The sequence below is a fragment of the Variovorax sp. PBL-E5 genome (assembly GCF_901827185.1).
Taxonomy (GTDB): Bacteria; Pseudomonadota; Gammaproteobacteria; order Burkholderiales; family Burkholderiaceae_C; genus Variovorax.
In genome coordinates this window covers 3,174,782-3,189,461 of sequence record NZ_LR594671.1, presented here as the reverse complement: position 1 = coordinate 3,189,461, position 14,680 = coordinate 3,174,782, and the positions used below count along the sequence as shown (strand labels likewise).

The 14,680-nt window shown below is 67.5% G+C and carries 13 protein-coding genes; 4 read left to right on the top strand and 9 right to left on the bottom strand.

The window, feature by feature from the left end:
- Positions 1-17: 17 nt before the first annotated feature.
- The 3 genes from WDLP6_RS15470 to WDLP6_RS15460 form a co-directional block, all read right to left on the bottom strand.
- Positions 18-896 carry a branched-chain amino acid ABC transporter permease gene (locus WDLP6_RS15470; protein ID WP_162568022.1) on the bottom strand — a complete coding sequence of 293 codons (879 nt, stop codon included), beginning with the start codon at positions 894-896 and terminating at the stop codon, positions 18-20.
- Between the two features lie 28 nt (positions 897-924).
- Positions 925-2,172 carry an ABC transporter substrate-binding protein gene (locus tag WDLP6_RS15465; RefSeq protein ID WP_162593052.1) on the bottom strand — a complete coding sequence of 416 codons (1,248 nt, stop codon included), beginning with the start codon at positions 2,170-2,172 and terminating at the stop codon, positions 925-927.
- A 168-nt stretch (positions 2,173-2,340) separates the two neighbouring features.
- A complete protein-coding gene (locus WDLP6_RS15460) occupies positions 2,341-3,096 on the bottom strand; it encodes a TetR/AcrR family transcriptional regulator (RefSeq protein WP_162593051.1) in 756 nt (251 codons plus the stop codon).
- A gap of 130 nt (positions 3,097-3,226) precedes the next feature.
- On the opposite strand from WDLP6_RS15460, the gene WDLP6_RS15455 reads away from it, so the two are divergent.
- On the top strand, positions 3,227-3,904 hold the full coding sequence (locus tag WDLP6_RS15455; RefSeq protein ID WP_232077077.1) for a GntR family transcriptional regulator: 678 nt from the start codon (positions 3,227-3,229) through the stop codon (positions 3,902-3,904).
- 33 nt (positions 3,905-3,937) lie between these two features.
- Here WDLP6_RS15455 and WDLP6_RS15450 read toward each other — a convergent pair whose 3' ends face one another.
- From WDLP6_RS15450 to WDLP6_RS15440, 3 genes are read right to left on the bottom strand one after another with little or no spacing between them, the layout of a single operon-like run.
- Positions 3,938-4,912, bottom strand: coding sequence for a Bug family tripartite tricarboxylate transporter substrate binding protein (locus WDLP6_RS15450; protein WP_162593049.1), 975 nt, complete (start codon positions 4,910-4,912; stop codon positions 3,938-3,940).
- 24 nt (positions 4,913-4,936) lie between these two features.
- A complete protein-coding gene (locus WDLP6_RS15445; RefSeq protein WP_162593048.1) occupies positions 4,937-5,740 on the bottom strand; it encodes an RraA family protein in 804 nt (267 codons plus the stop codon).
- Complete coding sequence (locus tag WDLP6_RS15440; protein WP_162568016.1) at positions 5,737-6,423, bottom strand: RraA family protein; 687 nt, start codon at positions 6,421-6,423, stop codon at positions 5,737-5,739. Before WDLP6_RS15440 ends, WDLP6_RS15445 begins: the two co-directional genes overlap by 4 nt.
- 74 nt (positions 6,424-6,497) lie before the next feature.
- Between WDLP6_RS15440 and WDLP6_RS15435 the strand changes: the two genes are divergently transcribed.
- Both WDLP6_RS15435 and WDLP6_RS15430 read left to right on the top strand, forming a co-directional pair.
- Entirely contained in the window at positions 6,498-10,022 is a 3,525-nt protein-coding gene (locus WDLP6_RS15435; protein ID WP_269475601.1) for an indolepyruvate ferredoxin oxidoreductase family protein, read from the top strand.
- 153 nt (positions 10,023-10,175) lie between these two features.
- Positions 10,176-11,078: an SDR family oxidoreductase gene (locus tag WDLP6_RS15430; RefSeq protein ID WP_162593046.1), complete on the top strand. Its 903-nt coding sequence runs from the start codon at positions 10,176-10,178 to the stop codon at positions 11,076-11,078.
- Positions 11,079-11,173: 95 nt separating this feature from the next.
- Here the strand turns inward: WDLP6_RS15430 and WDLP6_RS15425 are convergent, their stop codons facing one another.
- The gene (locus WDLP6_RS15425) at positions 11,174-11,563 is read right to left on the bottom strand and encodes a DUF488 domain-containing protein (protein WP_162593045.1); all 390 of its coding nucleotides are present in this window, start codon (positions 11,561-11,563) and stop codon (positions 11,174-11,176) included.
- 145 nt (positions 11,564-11,708) lie between these two features.
- On the opposite strand from WDLP6_RS15425, the gene WDLP6_RS15420 reads away from it, so the two are divergent.
- Positions 11,709-12,524: a crotonase/enoyl-CoA hydratase family protein gene (locus tag WDLP6_RS15420; protein ID WP_162593044.1), complete on the top strand. Its 816-nt coding sequence runs from the start codon at positions 11,709-11,711 to the stop codon at positions 12,522-12,524.
- 17 nt (positions 12,525-12,541) lie between these two features.
- On the opposite strand, the gene WDLP6_RS15415 is transcribed toward WDLP6_RS15420, so the two are convergent.
- Together WDLP6_RS15415 and WDLP6_RS15410 are read right to left on the bottom strand one after the other, a co-directional pair.
- Positions 12,542-13,684, bottom strand: coding sequence for an acyl-CoA dehydrogenase family protein (locus tag WDLP6_RS15415; protein ID WP_162593043.1), 1,143 nt, complete (start codon positions 13,682-13,684; stop codon positions 12,542-12,544).
- A 29-nt stretch (positions 13,685-13,713) separates the two neighbouring features.
- Positions 13,714-14,679, bottom strand: coding sequence for a tripartite tricarboxylate transporter substrate binding protein (locus WDLP6_RS15410; protein WP_162593042.1), 966 nt, complete (start codon positions 14,677-14,679; stop codon positions 13,714-13,716).
- Position 14,680 lies beyond the last annotated feature (1 nt).

The following is a 14,680-nucleotide window of genomic DNA, read 5'->3' as shown; positions in this document are numbered from 1 at the left end:
AAGGTACGGGTTCCGGGTCAGGCCGTGCTGCGGCCGAGCAGGCCCTGCGGCCGCAGCACCAGCACGGCGCACAGCGCGATGAAGATGAAGGCGATGGCCAGCTTCGGCGCGAACAGGATGCCGACCGACTTGGTGACGCCGATGATCAGCGCGCCCAGCAGCGCGCCGCCCACGCTGCCGACGCCGCCGATGATGACGACGGCGAAGCACTCGATGATGATCGAGCTGTCGATGCCCAGCGAGATCGAGCCGACCGGCGCGGCCAATGCGCCGCCCAGGCCGGCGAGCCAGGCGCCGAGCGCGAACACGCCGGTGTACAGGCGCGGCACGTCGATGCCGAGCGCGCCCACCATCGCGCCGTCGGCAACCGAGGCCCGCAGCACCTTGCCGAAGCGCGTGCGCGTGAGCAGCAGGTGCAGCGCGATCGCGATCACTGCGCCGACCGCGATCAGGAGCGCGTAGTAGCTCGGGAAGGGCGTGCCGAAGAGATCGAAGGCGCCGTCCAGGCCGCTCGGGCGCGCCACCACGTGGTTGTCGCGGCCCCAGATCAGCTTGACGCCGTCCGCGAAGATCAGCGTCAGCGCATAGGTCAGGATCAGCTGGTACTGGTGCGCGCGCGTGACGATGCGGCGCAGCAGGAAGCGCTCGACCCCCGCGCCCAGCAGCGCGACGCCCAGCGGCGCCACCAGCAGCGAGACGACGAAGCCCGTCGTGCCGCCGCCGACCCAGCGCGTCAGCGTGAAGCTCAGGTAGGCGGCGATCATGTAGAACGAGCCGTGCGCGAAGTTGGCGACGCGCAGCGTGCCGAAGATCAGCGTCATGCCCGAGGCGACCAGGAACAGCACCATGCCGCTGCTGACGCCGCTCAGGGCCTGGACCAGGATGCTCTCGAACATGCGCCGTGCTGCCTTTCGGGGTCCGGGTCTACTTGACCGCGGCGCGGGCCTGCTCGATCTCGGCCGGCGTCGGCCAGATCTTCTCGGCCGGCACGTACTTGACGTGGGTCAGCGTCTTGAACGGGTACTTGTCGCTCTTCGTGACGGTGCCGATGTAGGAGCCGACGGTGCCCTGGTGGTCGATGGCGCGGAAGCTGATCGGGCCGCGCAGGCCGTCGTACTTCACCTGCTCGACGGCCTTGACGATCGCATCCGATTCCAGCGAGTTGGCCTGCTTGATGGATTGCGCGAGGATCTGCATGCCCTCGTAGCCCATGATGGCCCAGTCCGCCGGATAGTCGTTGTACCTGGCGCGGTACTGCTCGACGAACTTGGTCATGCGGTCGCCCTCGATCGCGAAGAAGGGCGCGCGCATCTGCGCGATCAGGCCGTCGGGCATCTCGCTGCCGAGCGCCTTCATGTCGTCGAGGAACACCAGGCTGGCGACCTTGGCCTTGTCGAACACGCCGTACGGCTTGCCCTGCTTGACGAAGCCGATCAGGTCGGCGCCCCAGAGGTACGAGAAGATCACGTCGGGCTTGGACGACATCAGGCTCGTGATGTAGCTGCTGTAGTCGGGCTCGCCGAGCTTGGGCCACGCTTCGCCGACCACCTGGGCCGAGGGATTGACCTTCGCGAGCCAGTCCTTGAAGTACTTCAGGCCCTGGTGTGCGGCCTCGTAGTCGCCGCCGATGAAGGCGATGCGCTTGTTGCCGGGACCGATGGCCTCGGCCATCGCGCGGGCCTCCATGAGGCCGGAGGGAACCACCGTGAAGACATAGGGATGGAAGGTTTCGGTGGTCAGCCGCGGCGTGTTCGGGATGGTCATCATGACCACCTTCTTGTATTGCTTGGCGACGGCGGACACCGTCATGCCCACCGCGCTGCCGTCGGGGCCGATCAGGAAGTCGACGTTCTCGCGCGTGATCAGGTCGCGCGTGTGCGAGGTGCCGAGGTCGGGCTTGAGCTGCGAATCGCGCACCAGCAGCTCGAGCTTGCGCCCGAGCAGGCCGCCGTTCGCGTTGAGCTGGTCGATGGCCATCTGCACGCCGTTGACCTGCGAGCGCGCATAGGCCGCCGCGATGCCGGTGAGGTCGGTGGTCATGCCGACCTTGATCGGCTTGTCCTGCGCGGCCGCGGGCGTGCCCGACATCAGGATGCCGAGGGCTGCCGCCGCACCGGTTGCAAGGGCCGCGCGGCGGCTGCGAAAGGCGGACGCGAAACGAGGAATGGTCATGCGCTTGTCTCCTTCTTGATCGGTGTTCCGGGCCGGCCGCGGCGCCTTGCCGTGCCGGAGGCCAAAGTTGTCTCTTCTCGGCTATCTCTTATTTGAATGAGGCTTCATTCAAATTTATTTTTGCGCGCCGCCTCCGCCCTGTCAAGGGTAGGGACCCGTGCCCGCGCGTCAGGCGGCGCGGCGCGTGACGCGGCGGGCGGAGGGCGCGGCCGTCTTGGCGGGCTTGACCGGCCCGGACCGCTTCGCCGGAGGGGCGGCCTGCAGGATCGGGCCGAGCAGCATGTCCAGCCCGGCGTCGACGTAGGCCTCGCGCTCGAACTGGCCCTTGAGCCGCCAGGCATTGAGCGCCCACGAATGGACGAAGACCACGATGTGGTAGGTCATCATCGCGACGTCGACCCGGCGGAAGACGCCGGCCTCGATGCACTCGGTCACGCGCTCGCCGATGAGCTCGGTCGACTTGGTTTCCTTGGCCATCAGGCCCTTGGTCAGCGCCTTCGACAGCGAACGCGTCTCGCGGTAGCCGAGCAGCGCGGCCTCGCGGTGCTCGTCGATCACCCGGCAGTAGGCGTGCACCGCCGCGCGAAAGCGCGACAGCGGATCGCGCGCGGCACGGACCGCCAGCGGGATCTCGTTCAGATAGGCATCGAAGATCTGGCCGATGGCGGCCGCGAGCAGGTCTTCCTTGTCCTTGAAGTACTGGTAGATGAGGCCGACGCTCACGTCCGCGCGCTCGGCGAGGTCCTGCGTCGTCGTGCGGTGGAAGCCCTTGGTGCCGAACAGGTCGAGCGCCGCGGTGAGGATCTGCTGGCGGCGGGCTTCGACCAGTCCCTCGATCTTGCGGCGGCCGCGCCGGCGCGGCAGGACCAGTGCGCCAACCGTCCCGCCCACCGTGCGCGGTGAATTGTTTGAATCAAGGCTCATCGAATTGACTATAAGGTCCCGCCCTCTTCGTGTCGAGACGCCGCATCGTGATTCAGAAGCGACATCGAGATCGAGTCCGTATCATCGCGTGTATATTTTTGCGTATCACCTGAAGTCGAGGATGCCCCACGTGCCCCATCGCAAGGAACTGCCGCAGCGCGCGGTCGACACCGTCTACGACACCTTGAAGCAGCGGATCCTGCGCAACAAGCTGTCCGGTGGCAGCCAACTGCTGGAAGACGCGGTCTCGGCCGACCTCGGCGTCAGCCGCACGCCGATCCGCGAGGCATTGGCGCGGCTCGAGGCGGAAGGCTTGATCGAGGCGGTCCCTCGCCACGGCTATCGGGTCCTGCCGATCACGATGGACGACATGCGGGACATCTACCAGGTGCTGTCGCCGCTGGAGACGGTGGCCGCGGAACTGCTCGCCGAGAAGAAGCCCAACACGGTGGAAGTCAAGGCGCTGCAGGAGGCGGTCGACCGCATGGCCGCGGCCCTGAAGGCCGACGACCTCGATGCCTGGGCCGAGGCCGACGAGACCTTCCATGCGCGCCTGGTCGATCTGTGCGGCAATCGCCGGCTCGCGAAAGTCGCGCACCTGCTGTTCGCCCAGTCGCACCGCGTGCGGCTCTTCACCTTGCGGCTGCGCGACAAGCCGATGTCATCCGTCAAGAATCACGCGGCCCTCGTGGACGCGATCCGCAAGGGCCGCCCCGACCTGGCCCGGGCGGTGCACGCAGGGCAGCGCACCCATTGGACGGACACCATGAGCCAGCTGCTCGAGCGCCTGAACATCCATCAGCTGTGAAGCGCAGCCGGTGGGGTGCCGGCGGCCGTCGGCTCAATCGCCCTTCGCGCCGGACAGCTCGACCAGCTTGCCCCAGCGTTCCTTCTCCGCGGCGACGAAGGTGCGGAATGCATCCGGGCCCTTGAAGTTCGCATTGACGCCGGCATCGGAAAAGATCTTCTGCACATCGGCGCGCGTGAGCACGACCTGAATGTCGCTCGCCAGCCTGTCGACGATCGGACGCGGCGTCCTGGCCGGCGCGAAGATGCCGTACCAGTGCGTGTAGTCGGCGTTCTCGTAGCCTTGCTCGGACATCGTGGGAACGTCGGGCAGCTGGGCCAGCCGATGGTCGTCGATCACGGCGATCGCGCGCAGCCGTCCGGACTTGATCTGCGGCAGCGCGGCGCCGGTGGTCGACACGAGCATCGAGACCTGGTTGCCCAGCAGGTCCGTGATGGCGGGCGGAATGCCCTTGTAGGGCACATGCACCATGTCCAGCTTGTTCCGTGCGCGGAAGAGTTCGGAGATCAGGTGCGAGGTGCTTCCGGTTCCGTAGGACGCATAGCTCAGCGGCGTCCTGGTCTTGCGCGCGTAGTCCACGAACTCCGCCAGGTTCCTGGCCGGCGTGCTGCTGTTGATCAGCACCACGTGCGGGCCGGTCGCCAGCAGCGCCACGGGCTGGAAGTCCTTGATCGGGTCGTAGCGCAGATTCCTGAAGAAGGTCGCGTTGATGGCATGCGTGTTCGTCACGCCGAGCACCAGCGTGTAGCCGTCGGCGGGTGCGCGGGCGACCAGCTCGGTGCCGATGATGCCGGATGCACCCGGCCGGTTGTCGATGACCATCGGCCGGCCCAGCCGCTCCTGCAGCTTGTTGGCGACGGCGCGTGCGATCAGGTCGGTGCCTCCGCCCGCGGGCCATGGCACGACCAGCGTCACTTCCCTGGCCGGCCATGGGTCCGCATGGGCCGCGATGTTCCAGGCGCCGCAGGCCATGCCGGCCGCCAGCTTGATAAACAGTCTTTTGTCCATTCCTGTCTCCTTCGGCCGGCGGTGTCAGTGGCCGTCCAGTGTCCGTTGAACTTCCGCGGACGAGGGCAGCTCGCCGTCCGCCAGATAGCGCTCGAAGAGCGGCCGCAGCGCTGCCGGCATCGGATAGGCCTGGCGCAGCGCGAGGCCGGCCAGCAGCAGCGATCGGCAGAACTGCTCTTCGCGGGTGAAGCGGTCGAAGCCGTCGATCACGTCCAGCACCCAGCGCTGCGGCACGACGATGACGGCATCGCGGTCGGCCAGGATCCAGTCGTCCGGCAGCACCAGCGCGCCGCCGCACTGCACCGGCACATCGGCCTCCCAGGCCACCAGCGTCGGCGCCGAAGGCACGGGAAAGGTGCCCGCTGCAAAGACAGGCAGGCCGACTTCCTCCAGGCCGGCGAGGTCGCGCATCACGCCGTCCGTGGCCACGCCGACCGCGCCGGCGAGCTTCGCCCGCAGCGCCAGCATGTCGCCCAATACCGAGCCGCCCGGCCAGCCCTGCGCATCGAAGATCAGGAAGTCGCCGGGCCGGGTCGCGTCGAGCAGCCGGAAGTTGGCGGGGCCGCCCGGTGCCTGCCGGTGGTCGATGCGGGTCGGCAGGCAGCGTAGCGTGCGCGCGCGTCCGGCCACGGAGCCCTTCAGCGGGAACAGCGCCTTGACGCGCGCCAGAACCAGTTCTGCGGGTGCCTGTTCCTTGAGCAGGTCGAGCGCCGCGGTGGTCGGGATCAGCGAGAGCGCCTTGCGGATCGCATCGTCGTCCGGCGATGGCGCCGCTGGCTCGGCCAGGCGATCGCTCGCGCGCGTGCGCAGTGCGGTCGCGCCGCTCATGACGCCGCCTTCAGCATGTCGTCGTACTTGACCTTCTGATGCGCCTCGATCGGATGTTCGCCGTTGCGGATGGCGGCGATCACGCGGTCCTCGGTCTCCTTCACGAAGCGCGCGATCTTCAGGACCTCGGCCATCCGTTCGTGCGGCACGACCACGACGCCGTTCTCGTCGCCCACGATCAGGTCGCCGGGGCGCACGACGTTGGTCCCGAGTTTCACGTCGATGTCGTGCCCCACGTAGCCGACGCGGCCGCGCACCGACTGATGGATGAAGCCCTTGCCGAACACCGGCAGGTCGAGCGTCTTGAATTCGTCGATATCGCGCGACACGCCGTCGCACACCACCCCCGCGAGGCCGTAGTGCTTGCTGGTCGCGCCGGCCACGCCGCCGAAGGTGTTCAGGTCCATGCGGCCGCCGATGTCGATGACGAGCACGTCGCCCGTGTGCGCTTCCATGATGGCCTGGAGCGTGCCGATCACGGTCGTGATCTCCTTGTGCGACGACTCGACGGGCGCGAGCTTCAGGGTCATGGCCGGGCCCACGATCTTCCTGCAGCCTTCCCACAGCGCGCCGATCTGCGTCGGCGCGCACTGGAGGCCCAGACGATCGAGCGCGTCGCTCACGTTGGAAGTTGAAACGGCCATGAAGCCGTTGACGAGTGCCTTGCTGATGGGTTGTCGCATGAAGTCTCCTGTTGAGTGCGAACGAGCGTGCCGTCGGAAAGAACGGTGCACGGCCTCAGTGTACATTTCTACGTATCCACAATACAATACCTAAACAGATACAAGATGAATATTTCATGACCTTGCGAACCGTGGCGCTCGACGACAAGTACACCCTCGACGAAGGGCGGGTCTTCATCACCGGAACCCAGGCGCTGGTGCGTCTGCCGATGACGCAGCGGCTGCGCGATCGCAGCCGCGGACACGACACCGCCGGCTACATCAGCGGCTATCGCGGCTCGCCGCTGGGCGGGCTCGACGATCAGCTGGGCAAGGCAAGGAAGCATCTGGCCGCTCACCAGCTCGTCTTCGTGCCCGGTGTCAACGAGGAGCTCGCCGCCACCGCGGTCTGGGGTTCGCAGCAGGCCGAGATCGGCGGCGAGGGCAAATACGACGGCGTGTTCGCCCTCTGGTACGGCAAGGGACCCGGCGTGGACCGCAGCGGCGATGCGTTCCGCCACGGCAACCTGGCCGGTTCGTCGAAGCTGGGCGGCGTGCTCGTGCTGCTGGGCGACGATCACACCTGCGAGTCGTCCACCACCTGCCACCAGAGCGAGTTCGCGATGGTCGACGCGATGATTCCGGTGCTGAGCCCGGCGGGCGTGCAGGAGATCCTGGATTTCGGCGTGATCGGATGGGCCCTGTCGCGCTACAGCGGCTGCTGGGTCGCGATGAAATGCGTCAAGGACACGGTCGAGGCCACCGGCTCGATCGACGTCGATGTCCATCGCGTCCGCATCGCGATCCCCGAAGGCATGGACCTGCCGGCCGACGGCCTCCATATCCGCCAGCCCGACACGCCGCACGCGCAGGAGGCGCGGCTGCACCGCCACAAGCTCGGCGCGGTGCGGGCCTTCGCGCGCGCCAACCGGATCGATCGCACCCTCATCGACGGGCCGGCCGCGAAGCTCGGCGTGATCACCCATGGCAAGAGCTATCTCGACGTGCTGCAGGCACTCGACGACCTTCATCTTTCGCAGCCCGCGGCTGCAGCGCTCGGGCTGCGCCTCTACAAGGTCGGCATGCCCTGGCCGTTGGAGCCGGAAGGCGCGGCAGACTTCGCCGCCGGGCTGCAGAAGATCCTCGTCGTCGAGGAGAAACGCAGCCTGATCGAGTTCCAGCTCAAGGAACAACTGTACGGCCGGCGCGACGCGCCCGCCATCGTCGGCAAGCTCGACGAGAACGGCCGCGCGCTCTTCCAGCCCGAGATGGCGCTCGATTCCAATCAGGTCGCGATCGCCATCGCGGAGCGCCTGCTGGCGCTCGGCGGCAACGAGGCGCTGCGCCGGCGCGTCGACGAGATCCGCGCGCGCCGCGCGCCCCGCGGCGTCATCGACATCGTGTCGCGCAGCTTCTATTTCTGCAGCGGCTGCCCGCACAGCAGCTCCACCGTCGTGCCCGAAGGCAGCAGGGCCTACGCCGGCATCGGCTGCAGCTGGATGGCGCAGGCGATGGACCGTTCCACCACCGGCTACACCCAGATGGGCGCCGAGGGGATGTCGTGGGTCGGCGAGGCGCCGTTCTCGCGCCGGCGCCACATGTTCCAGAACATCGGCGACGGCACCTACTTCCATTCGGGGCTGCTGGCGATCCGCGCGGCGGTCGCCGCCGGCACGAACATCACCTACAAGATCCTGTTCAACGACGCGGTCGCGATGACGGGCGGGCAGCGCCACGACGGCCCGCTCGATGTGCCGGCCATCGCGCACCAGGTTCGCGCGGAAGGCGTGAGGCGCATCGCCGTCGTCAGCGACGAGCCGCACAAGTATCCGGCGGCCACCGCGTGGCCGGCGGGCCTGACGATCCACCACCGCGATGCGATCGACGAAGTCCAGCGCGAGCTGCGCGAGATCGAAGGCACCAGCGCCCTGATCTACGACCAGACCTGCGCGGCCGAGAAGCACCGTCGCCGCAAGCGGGGTGCCTTTCCTGATCCGGCCCGGCGCGTGGTCATCAACGACCTGGTCTGCGAAGGCTGCGGCGATTGCGGCGTCCAGTCCAACTGCGTGTCGGTGCAGCCGCTGGAGACCGAGTTCGGGCGCAAGCGAAGCATCGACCAGTCCTCGTGCAACAAGGACTATTCGTGCGTCAAGGGCTTCTGCCCCAGCTTCGTGAGCGTGCTCGGCGGCAGCCTGCGCAAGCCGCAACGCATGACGGACGCGACCGCCTTCGCCGCGCTGCCGGAGCCCGCGCGGCCGTCGATCGACCACCGCGTCTACAGCATCCTGGTGGCCGGCATGGGCGGCACCGGCGTCGTCACGATCGGCGCGATCCTCGGCATGGCGGCGCATCTGGAAGGCCGCGGCTGCGGGCTGCTGGACATGGCCGGCCTGGCGCAGAAGGGCGGCTCGGTCTGGAGCCATCTGCGCTTCGGGCCCACGCCCGATTCGATCAAGACGATCCGCATCGCGGCGGGTGGCGCGGACCTGATCCTGGGCTGCGACATGATCGTCGCCGGCCACTCGAAGACCCTGGCCGCGGCACGGCGCGGACGCACGCGGATGCTCGTCAACACCCAGGAGACGATGCCGGGCGACTTCGCCCGCGATGCCGACATGCGCTATCCCCGCGGCGGATTGCGCGGCAACGTGCGCGCCGTGGTCGGCGACGAGGGCGCCGAGTTCGTGGATGCGGGCCGCATCGCCACGGCGCTGATGGGCGACAGCATCGCGGCCAACATGTTCATGCTGGGCTTCGCCTGCCAGCGCGGGCTGATTCCGCTCGCCGTCGCGTCCATCGAGGCGGCGATCGCGCTCAACGGGGCGGCCGAGCAGATGAACAAGGACGCCTTTCTGTGGGGACGCCGCGCGGCGCTGGATCCGGAGGGCATCGAGCGCCTGCTGGCATCGGCGCGCACATCGGCCGGCGACGCCGTCTCGCCGCTGCCGGTGAAGAGCCTGGACGAGGCCATCGCCTCGCGCAGGGCATTCCTCGTCGGCTACCAGGACGAGGCCTATGCGCAGCGCTACGTCGATCTGGTCGAACGGGTGCGCGAGGTCGAAGCGCGCGCCTTTGCCGGGCGCAGCACGCTCACCGAGGCCGCCGCACGCTGCTACTTCAAGCTGCTGGCGATCAAGGACGAGTACGAGGTGGCGCGCCTGCACGTGCAGAGCGGCTTCCTCGACCGCGTGTCACGGCAGTTCGAGGGCGGCTACAAGCTCGTCTTCCATCTTGCACCGCCCCTGCTTTCCCGGCGCGACGCGAAGGGCGATTGGAAGAAGAGGGAATTCGGCCCCTGGGTCATCCCGGTGTTCCGCATCCTCGCGAAGCTTCGCTTCCTGCGCGGCACCGCCTTCGATGTGTTCGGCCACACCGCGGAGCGGCGCATGGAGCGCTCGCTGATCCGGCGCTACGAGGACAGCATCGACGCGATCCTTTCGGCGCTCGAACGCAGCAGGGATGCATCGCAGCACGACGCGGCCGTGGCGCTCGCGTCGCTGCCGGAGCAGATCCGCGGCTACGGCCACGTGCGCGCCCGGAGTCTCGAACCTGTGCGCGAGCGCGAACGCGAACTGCTCGATGCGCTGCGGCGCACGCCGGTGCTCAGTCCGCCGGCGTGAGCAGCGGCACGTCGCTGTCATCGAGCGCGGAGGAGGAGGGCATCGGCCGGAATCCTTGCGATGGGTGTCACCTTCGAGCTTACCGGCAGCGGCCGTCGGCTCTACGATGCGCTTCTCAACCCGCGTTCCATCGCGACAAAGAAGGAGAGCCTCATGTTCCAGACCGATCTCATGGCCGGCCAGCGCATCCTCGTGACCGGCGGCGGTACCGGCCTCGGCCGCGCGATGGCCGAGCGCTTTCTCGGCCTCGGCGCCGACATCGCGATCTGCGGCCGGCGCCAGAGCGTGTGCGAGGCCACCGCGGCCGAATGGCGCACGCAGTTTCCGGGCCGCCGCATCGACACCTTCGGCGTCGACATCCGTGTCGCGCAGGCGGTGGACGAGATGGTCGACAGCCTCTGGCAATCGGGCGGCCTCACCGGCCTCGTCAACAACGCGGCGGGCAATTTCGTCGCGCCGACCGAGAGCCTGTCCTCGCGCGCCTTCGACGCGATCGCGAACATCGTCTTCCATGGCAGCTTCTATGTCACCCAGGCAGTGGGCAAGCGCTGGGTCGCCGAGGCCAAGGCCGGCCAGTGGAAGGCCGGCGATCCGTACCGCAGCGTGATGAGCATCATCGTGACCTGGGTCGACAACGGCGGTCCCTACGTCGTGCCGTCGGCGATGAGCAAGGCCGGCGTCGAGGTGATGACCAAGTCGCTCGCGCTCGAATGGGCGCGCTACGGCATCCGGCTGAACGCGGTCGGTCCCGGCGAGATTCCGACCGAGGGCATGAGCAAGCGCCTGAATCCGGGCGAAGAGCCCGGCGCGCGCAGCAAGGAGTCCAACCCGATGGGCCGCACCGGCGAGATGAGCGAACTGCAGAACCTCGCGGCCTTCCTGATGGCGCGCGGCCAGTGCGACTGGCTCACCGGCCAGAGCATCATGATGGACGGCGGCAATGCGCAGGCGACCGGCGGCAATTTCTACGAGCTGCGCAAGTGGAGCGATGCCGACTGGCTCGAAGCGCGCGAGCGCATCGAGGCGCAGAACCAGAAAGACAAGGCGCAAAGATAGGGCCCCCGGCCTTTCACTTTGCTTCGCAGCGTGTAATTCGCCACCCCCCGAGGGGGAGGCGCGGCTCGCCTTGAGGCGGCCCGGCGGCGGCCGCCTCAGTCTGCGATTTCCGCCCCGCGCTCCGCCAACAGCGCACGCAGAAAGCCCCGGTGGCAATGCGCCTCGTCCTCGCAATAGCAGCCGATCGCGAAGGCGCTGTGGTGCGACAGCGCGGCCAGCAGGTCCAGGCTGCGGCTCGCGTCGGGCTCGGCCATCTCGTGCCTGAACTTGCGGCCGAACGCAGCCCATTGCGCAGGCGTCTCGGCGGCCTGCGCCATCTTCATGGTCTCGACCGAGGGCGCGAGGTTGGGATACCAGACGTCGTACCAGTCCTGCGAGGCGAACTCGGACTTCGGCACGCCGCGCGGCGGGCGGCGCACGGTGCCGATGCGCAGGCCCTCGCCGGGTGCGCGCGCGGTGCCGAGACGGACGATGCGAATGGCCATGGTGTCGTTCCTTCGATGCGGGTTGCCAGGCCCCGACGATACCGCCATCGCGGTGCTGCGTGGCATGGCGCCGCCTGTTGGCTGGGCGACAGCGCGGTCATCGCCGAAGGCCGATACTCGGCGCCTCACTGCCAGGAGACCCGCCATGAACGACCGCATCGAATCCATCCGCCATGCCGACGGCGTGGTCGAACTGCATCTGGCCCGCGCCGACAAGATGAATGCGCTCGACCCGGCGATGTTCGAGGCGCTGATCGACGCCGGCAGCCGCCTTCGCGATGACGCTGTAGTGCGCGCGGTGGTGCTCGCGGGCCGCGGCAAGGCCTTCTGCGCCGGGCTCGACATGCAATCCTTCCAGCGCATGGGGCAGGGCGGTGCCGGCGAGGTGCTGGGTTCGGGCGCGGCCGCGGACATCCTCGCGCGCACGCACGGCATCGCCAACGTGGCGCAGCAGGTCGCGCTGGTCTGGCGCGAAGTGCCGGTGCCGGTGATTGCGGCGGTGCACGGCGTGGCCTTCGGCGGCGGCCTGCAGGTCGCACTCGGCGCGGACGTCCGGCTGGTCGCGCCCGACACGAAGCTGTCGGTGATGGAGATCAAATGGGGCCTGGTGCCCGACATGGGCGGCATGGTGCTGATGCGCGAGCTGGCGCGGACCGATGTCGTGCGCGAGCTCACCTTCACCGGCCGCATCTTCTCGGGCGAGGAGGCCGTGACGCTCGGTTTCGCCACGCGGCTCGCAGCCGATCCGCTGGCCGATGCCCTGCGCATGGCGCACGAGATCGCACAGAAAAGCCCGGACGCGATCCGTGCGGCCAAGCGCCTGCTGAACGCGGCGATGGGCCACAGTGCCGCCGAGCTTCTGCTGGCCGAATCGGTCGAGCAGAAGACGCTGATCGGCAGCCCGAATCAGACCGAGGCGGTGCGCGCCAATCTCGAAGGGCGTACGCCGCGCTTCGCGTAGCCCTTGCTTCATGCTGTTCAACCGCTCAACAACTCGCGGGCGATGACGATCCTCTGAATCTGATTCGTCCCTTCAAAAATCTGCGTCAGTTTGGCGTCGCGCATCCACCGTTCCACGGGATAGTCGCGCGTATAGCCATAGCCGCCAAACACCTGCACCGCATCCGTGGTCACCTTCATGGCCATATCGCTGGCGAAACACTTGGCCACGCTGGCAAGATAGTTCAGTCGCTTCCAGTCACCGCCATCTGCGGCACCGGCACATTGGTACACCAGGCCGCGCGCCGCTTCGACCTGAATCGCCATGTCCGCGAGCATGAACTGGATCCCCTGGAAATCAGAGATGCTGCGCTTGAACTGCCGCCGCTCGCGCGCATAGGCGATGGCGGCATCGAGCGCTCCCTGTCCCAGACCCACGCACTGGGCGCCGATGGTGGGCCGGTTCATGTCGAGCGCTCGCATCGAGGCACGAAATCCCCTGCCCTCGTCTCCGACCAGGTTCTCAACCGGCACCTCCACGTCGTCGAGGAAGATCGGCGTGTTCGGCGCGCCGCGAAAACCCATCTTGCGTTCGTGTCGGCCAAAGGTGATGCCGTTCATGCGCTTGGGTTCCAGCAGGAAGGCGCTGATGCCAGCCGCCCCGACCTCATCGCTGGTTCGCGCATAGAGCATGATGAACTCGGCCTCGCAACCATAGCTGCACCATTGCTTGCGCCCGTTCAGTACATAGTGATCTCCCTTGCGGACCGCCCGCGTGGCAATCGCACCGACGTCGGACCCGGCCTGGGGTTCGGAAATGGCGGTCGCGGTGACAGTTCCTTCCCGAGCCAGAAGGGGCAGGATTCTCTGTCGCTGCGCCTCGGTGCCGAAATGGAGCAGCGGCATGGCCAGCATGGTGTTGAGTCCCGCCAAGGTTGCGCAGGCCGGGGAGACCCGCGCGATCTCCTCGCGCGCGATGCACATCATCGTGAGGTTGCCGCCCGGGCCACCATATTGCTCGGGGACCAGAAGTTGCACCCATCCCATTTCTCCGAAGAGCTTTACCAATTCAGTGGGGAAACGGTCGGTCTCGTCGATCTCCGCTGCAATCGGTGCCACGTGCCGCTCCACGACCCTTCGCACGCTGTCGCGGAAAGCCTGTTGTTCTTCCGTGAATATCATTTCAAATCCATCCGAGTTTCTTGAGCGCCTCAATCGGCCTTGATGCCTTGCAGCTTGACCAGCTCCGCCCAGCGAGCGGTGTCCTTCACGAGCAGTCGCTGGAGTTCCTCAGGCGTCGAAACCTCCACCTCGAATCCTTGTTGAGCCAACGAAGATTCCATCTCGCGCAGAATGCCTTTGACAACGCCATTCAAACGAGCGATCACTTCGTCGGGGGTGCCGCGTGGCGCAAACATGCCGTACCAGATATTGCCGTCGACATCCCTGATGCCGACCTCGGAAAGAGCGGGCACGCCGGGCAGCAGGGGGGAGCGTTTGCTGCCCGTCACCGCGAGCGCAACGAGCTTGCCGGATCGAACGTAGGGCGCGGCGACGATCGCAGTCAGGGGGGCCATGTCAATCTGCCCCGCGAGCAGATCGGTCAGCTGTTGCGCCGAGCCCCGATACGGGATGTGCATGACATAGATCTGCGTGCGCGCCTTGAACAGTTCCGCCGCCAAGTGGTTGGGCGTTCCGTCTCCGGGACTGCCGTAGCTCAATTTGCCGGGATTCCTGCGCGCCGCTTGCACGAAGTCGTCAGCACTCTTGAGTCCGGTCTGAGGATGCGTCACCAACACGAGGCGGTTCCAGCCCATGAGCGTGACGGGCGCGAGGTCCTTCGCCGCGTTGAACGGGATCGACCTTTGAAGCGTGGCGCCTGTGGCCAAGGTGCTGGCGGCCACCAGCAGGGTGTTGCCGTTGGGCGCCGCTCTGACCACGGCCTCGGTGCCGATGTTGCCGGAAGCACCGGTCCGGTTTTCGACGATCACTGTTCGGCCAAGGCGCTCCGACAGTTTGGGGCTGATCAGTCGGGCGAGCAGGTCCGGCGTCGATCCGGGGGTGGTCGGCACGATGATGCGGATGGGGCCGTCCGTCGAAGTCTGGGCCCATGTGACTTGTCCCGAAGTCAGAAGGGCGGCGAGGCAGGTGGCGATCGCTTGGCGTCGTGAAAGCATG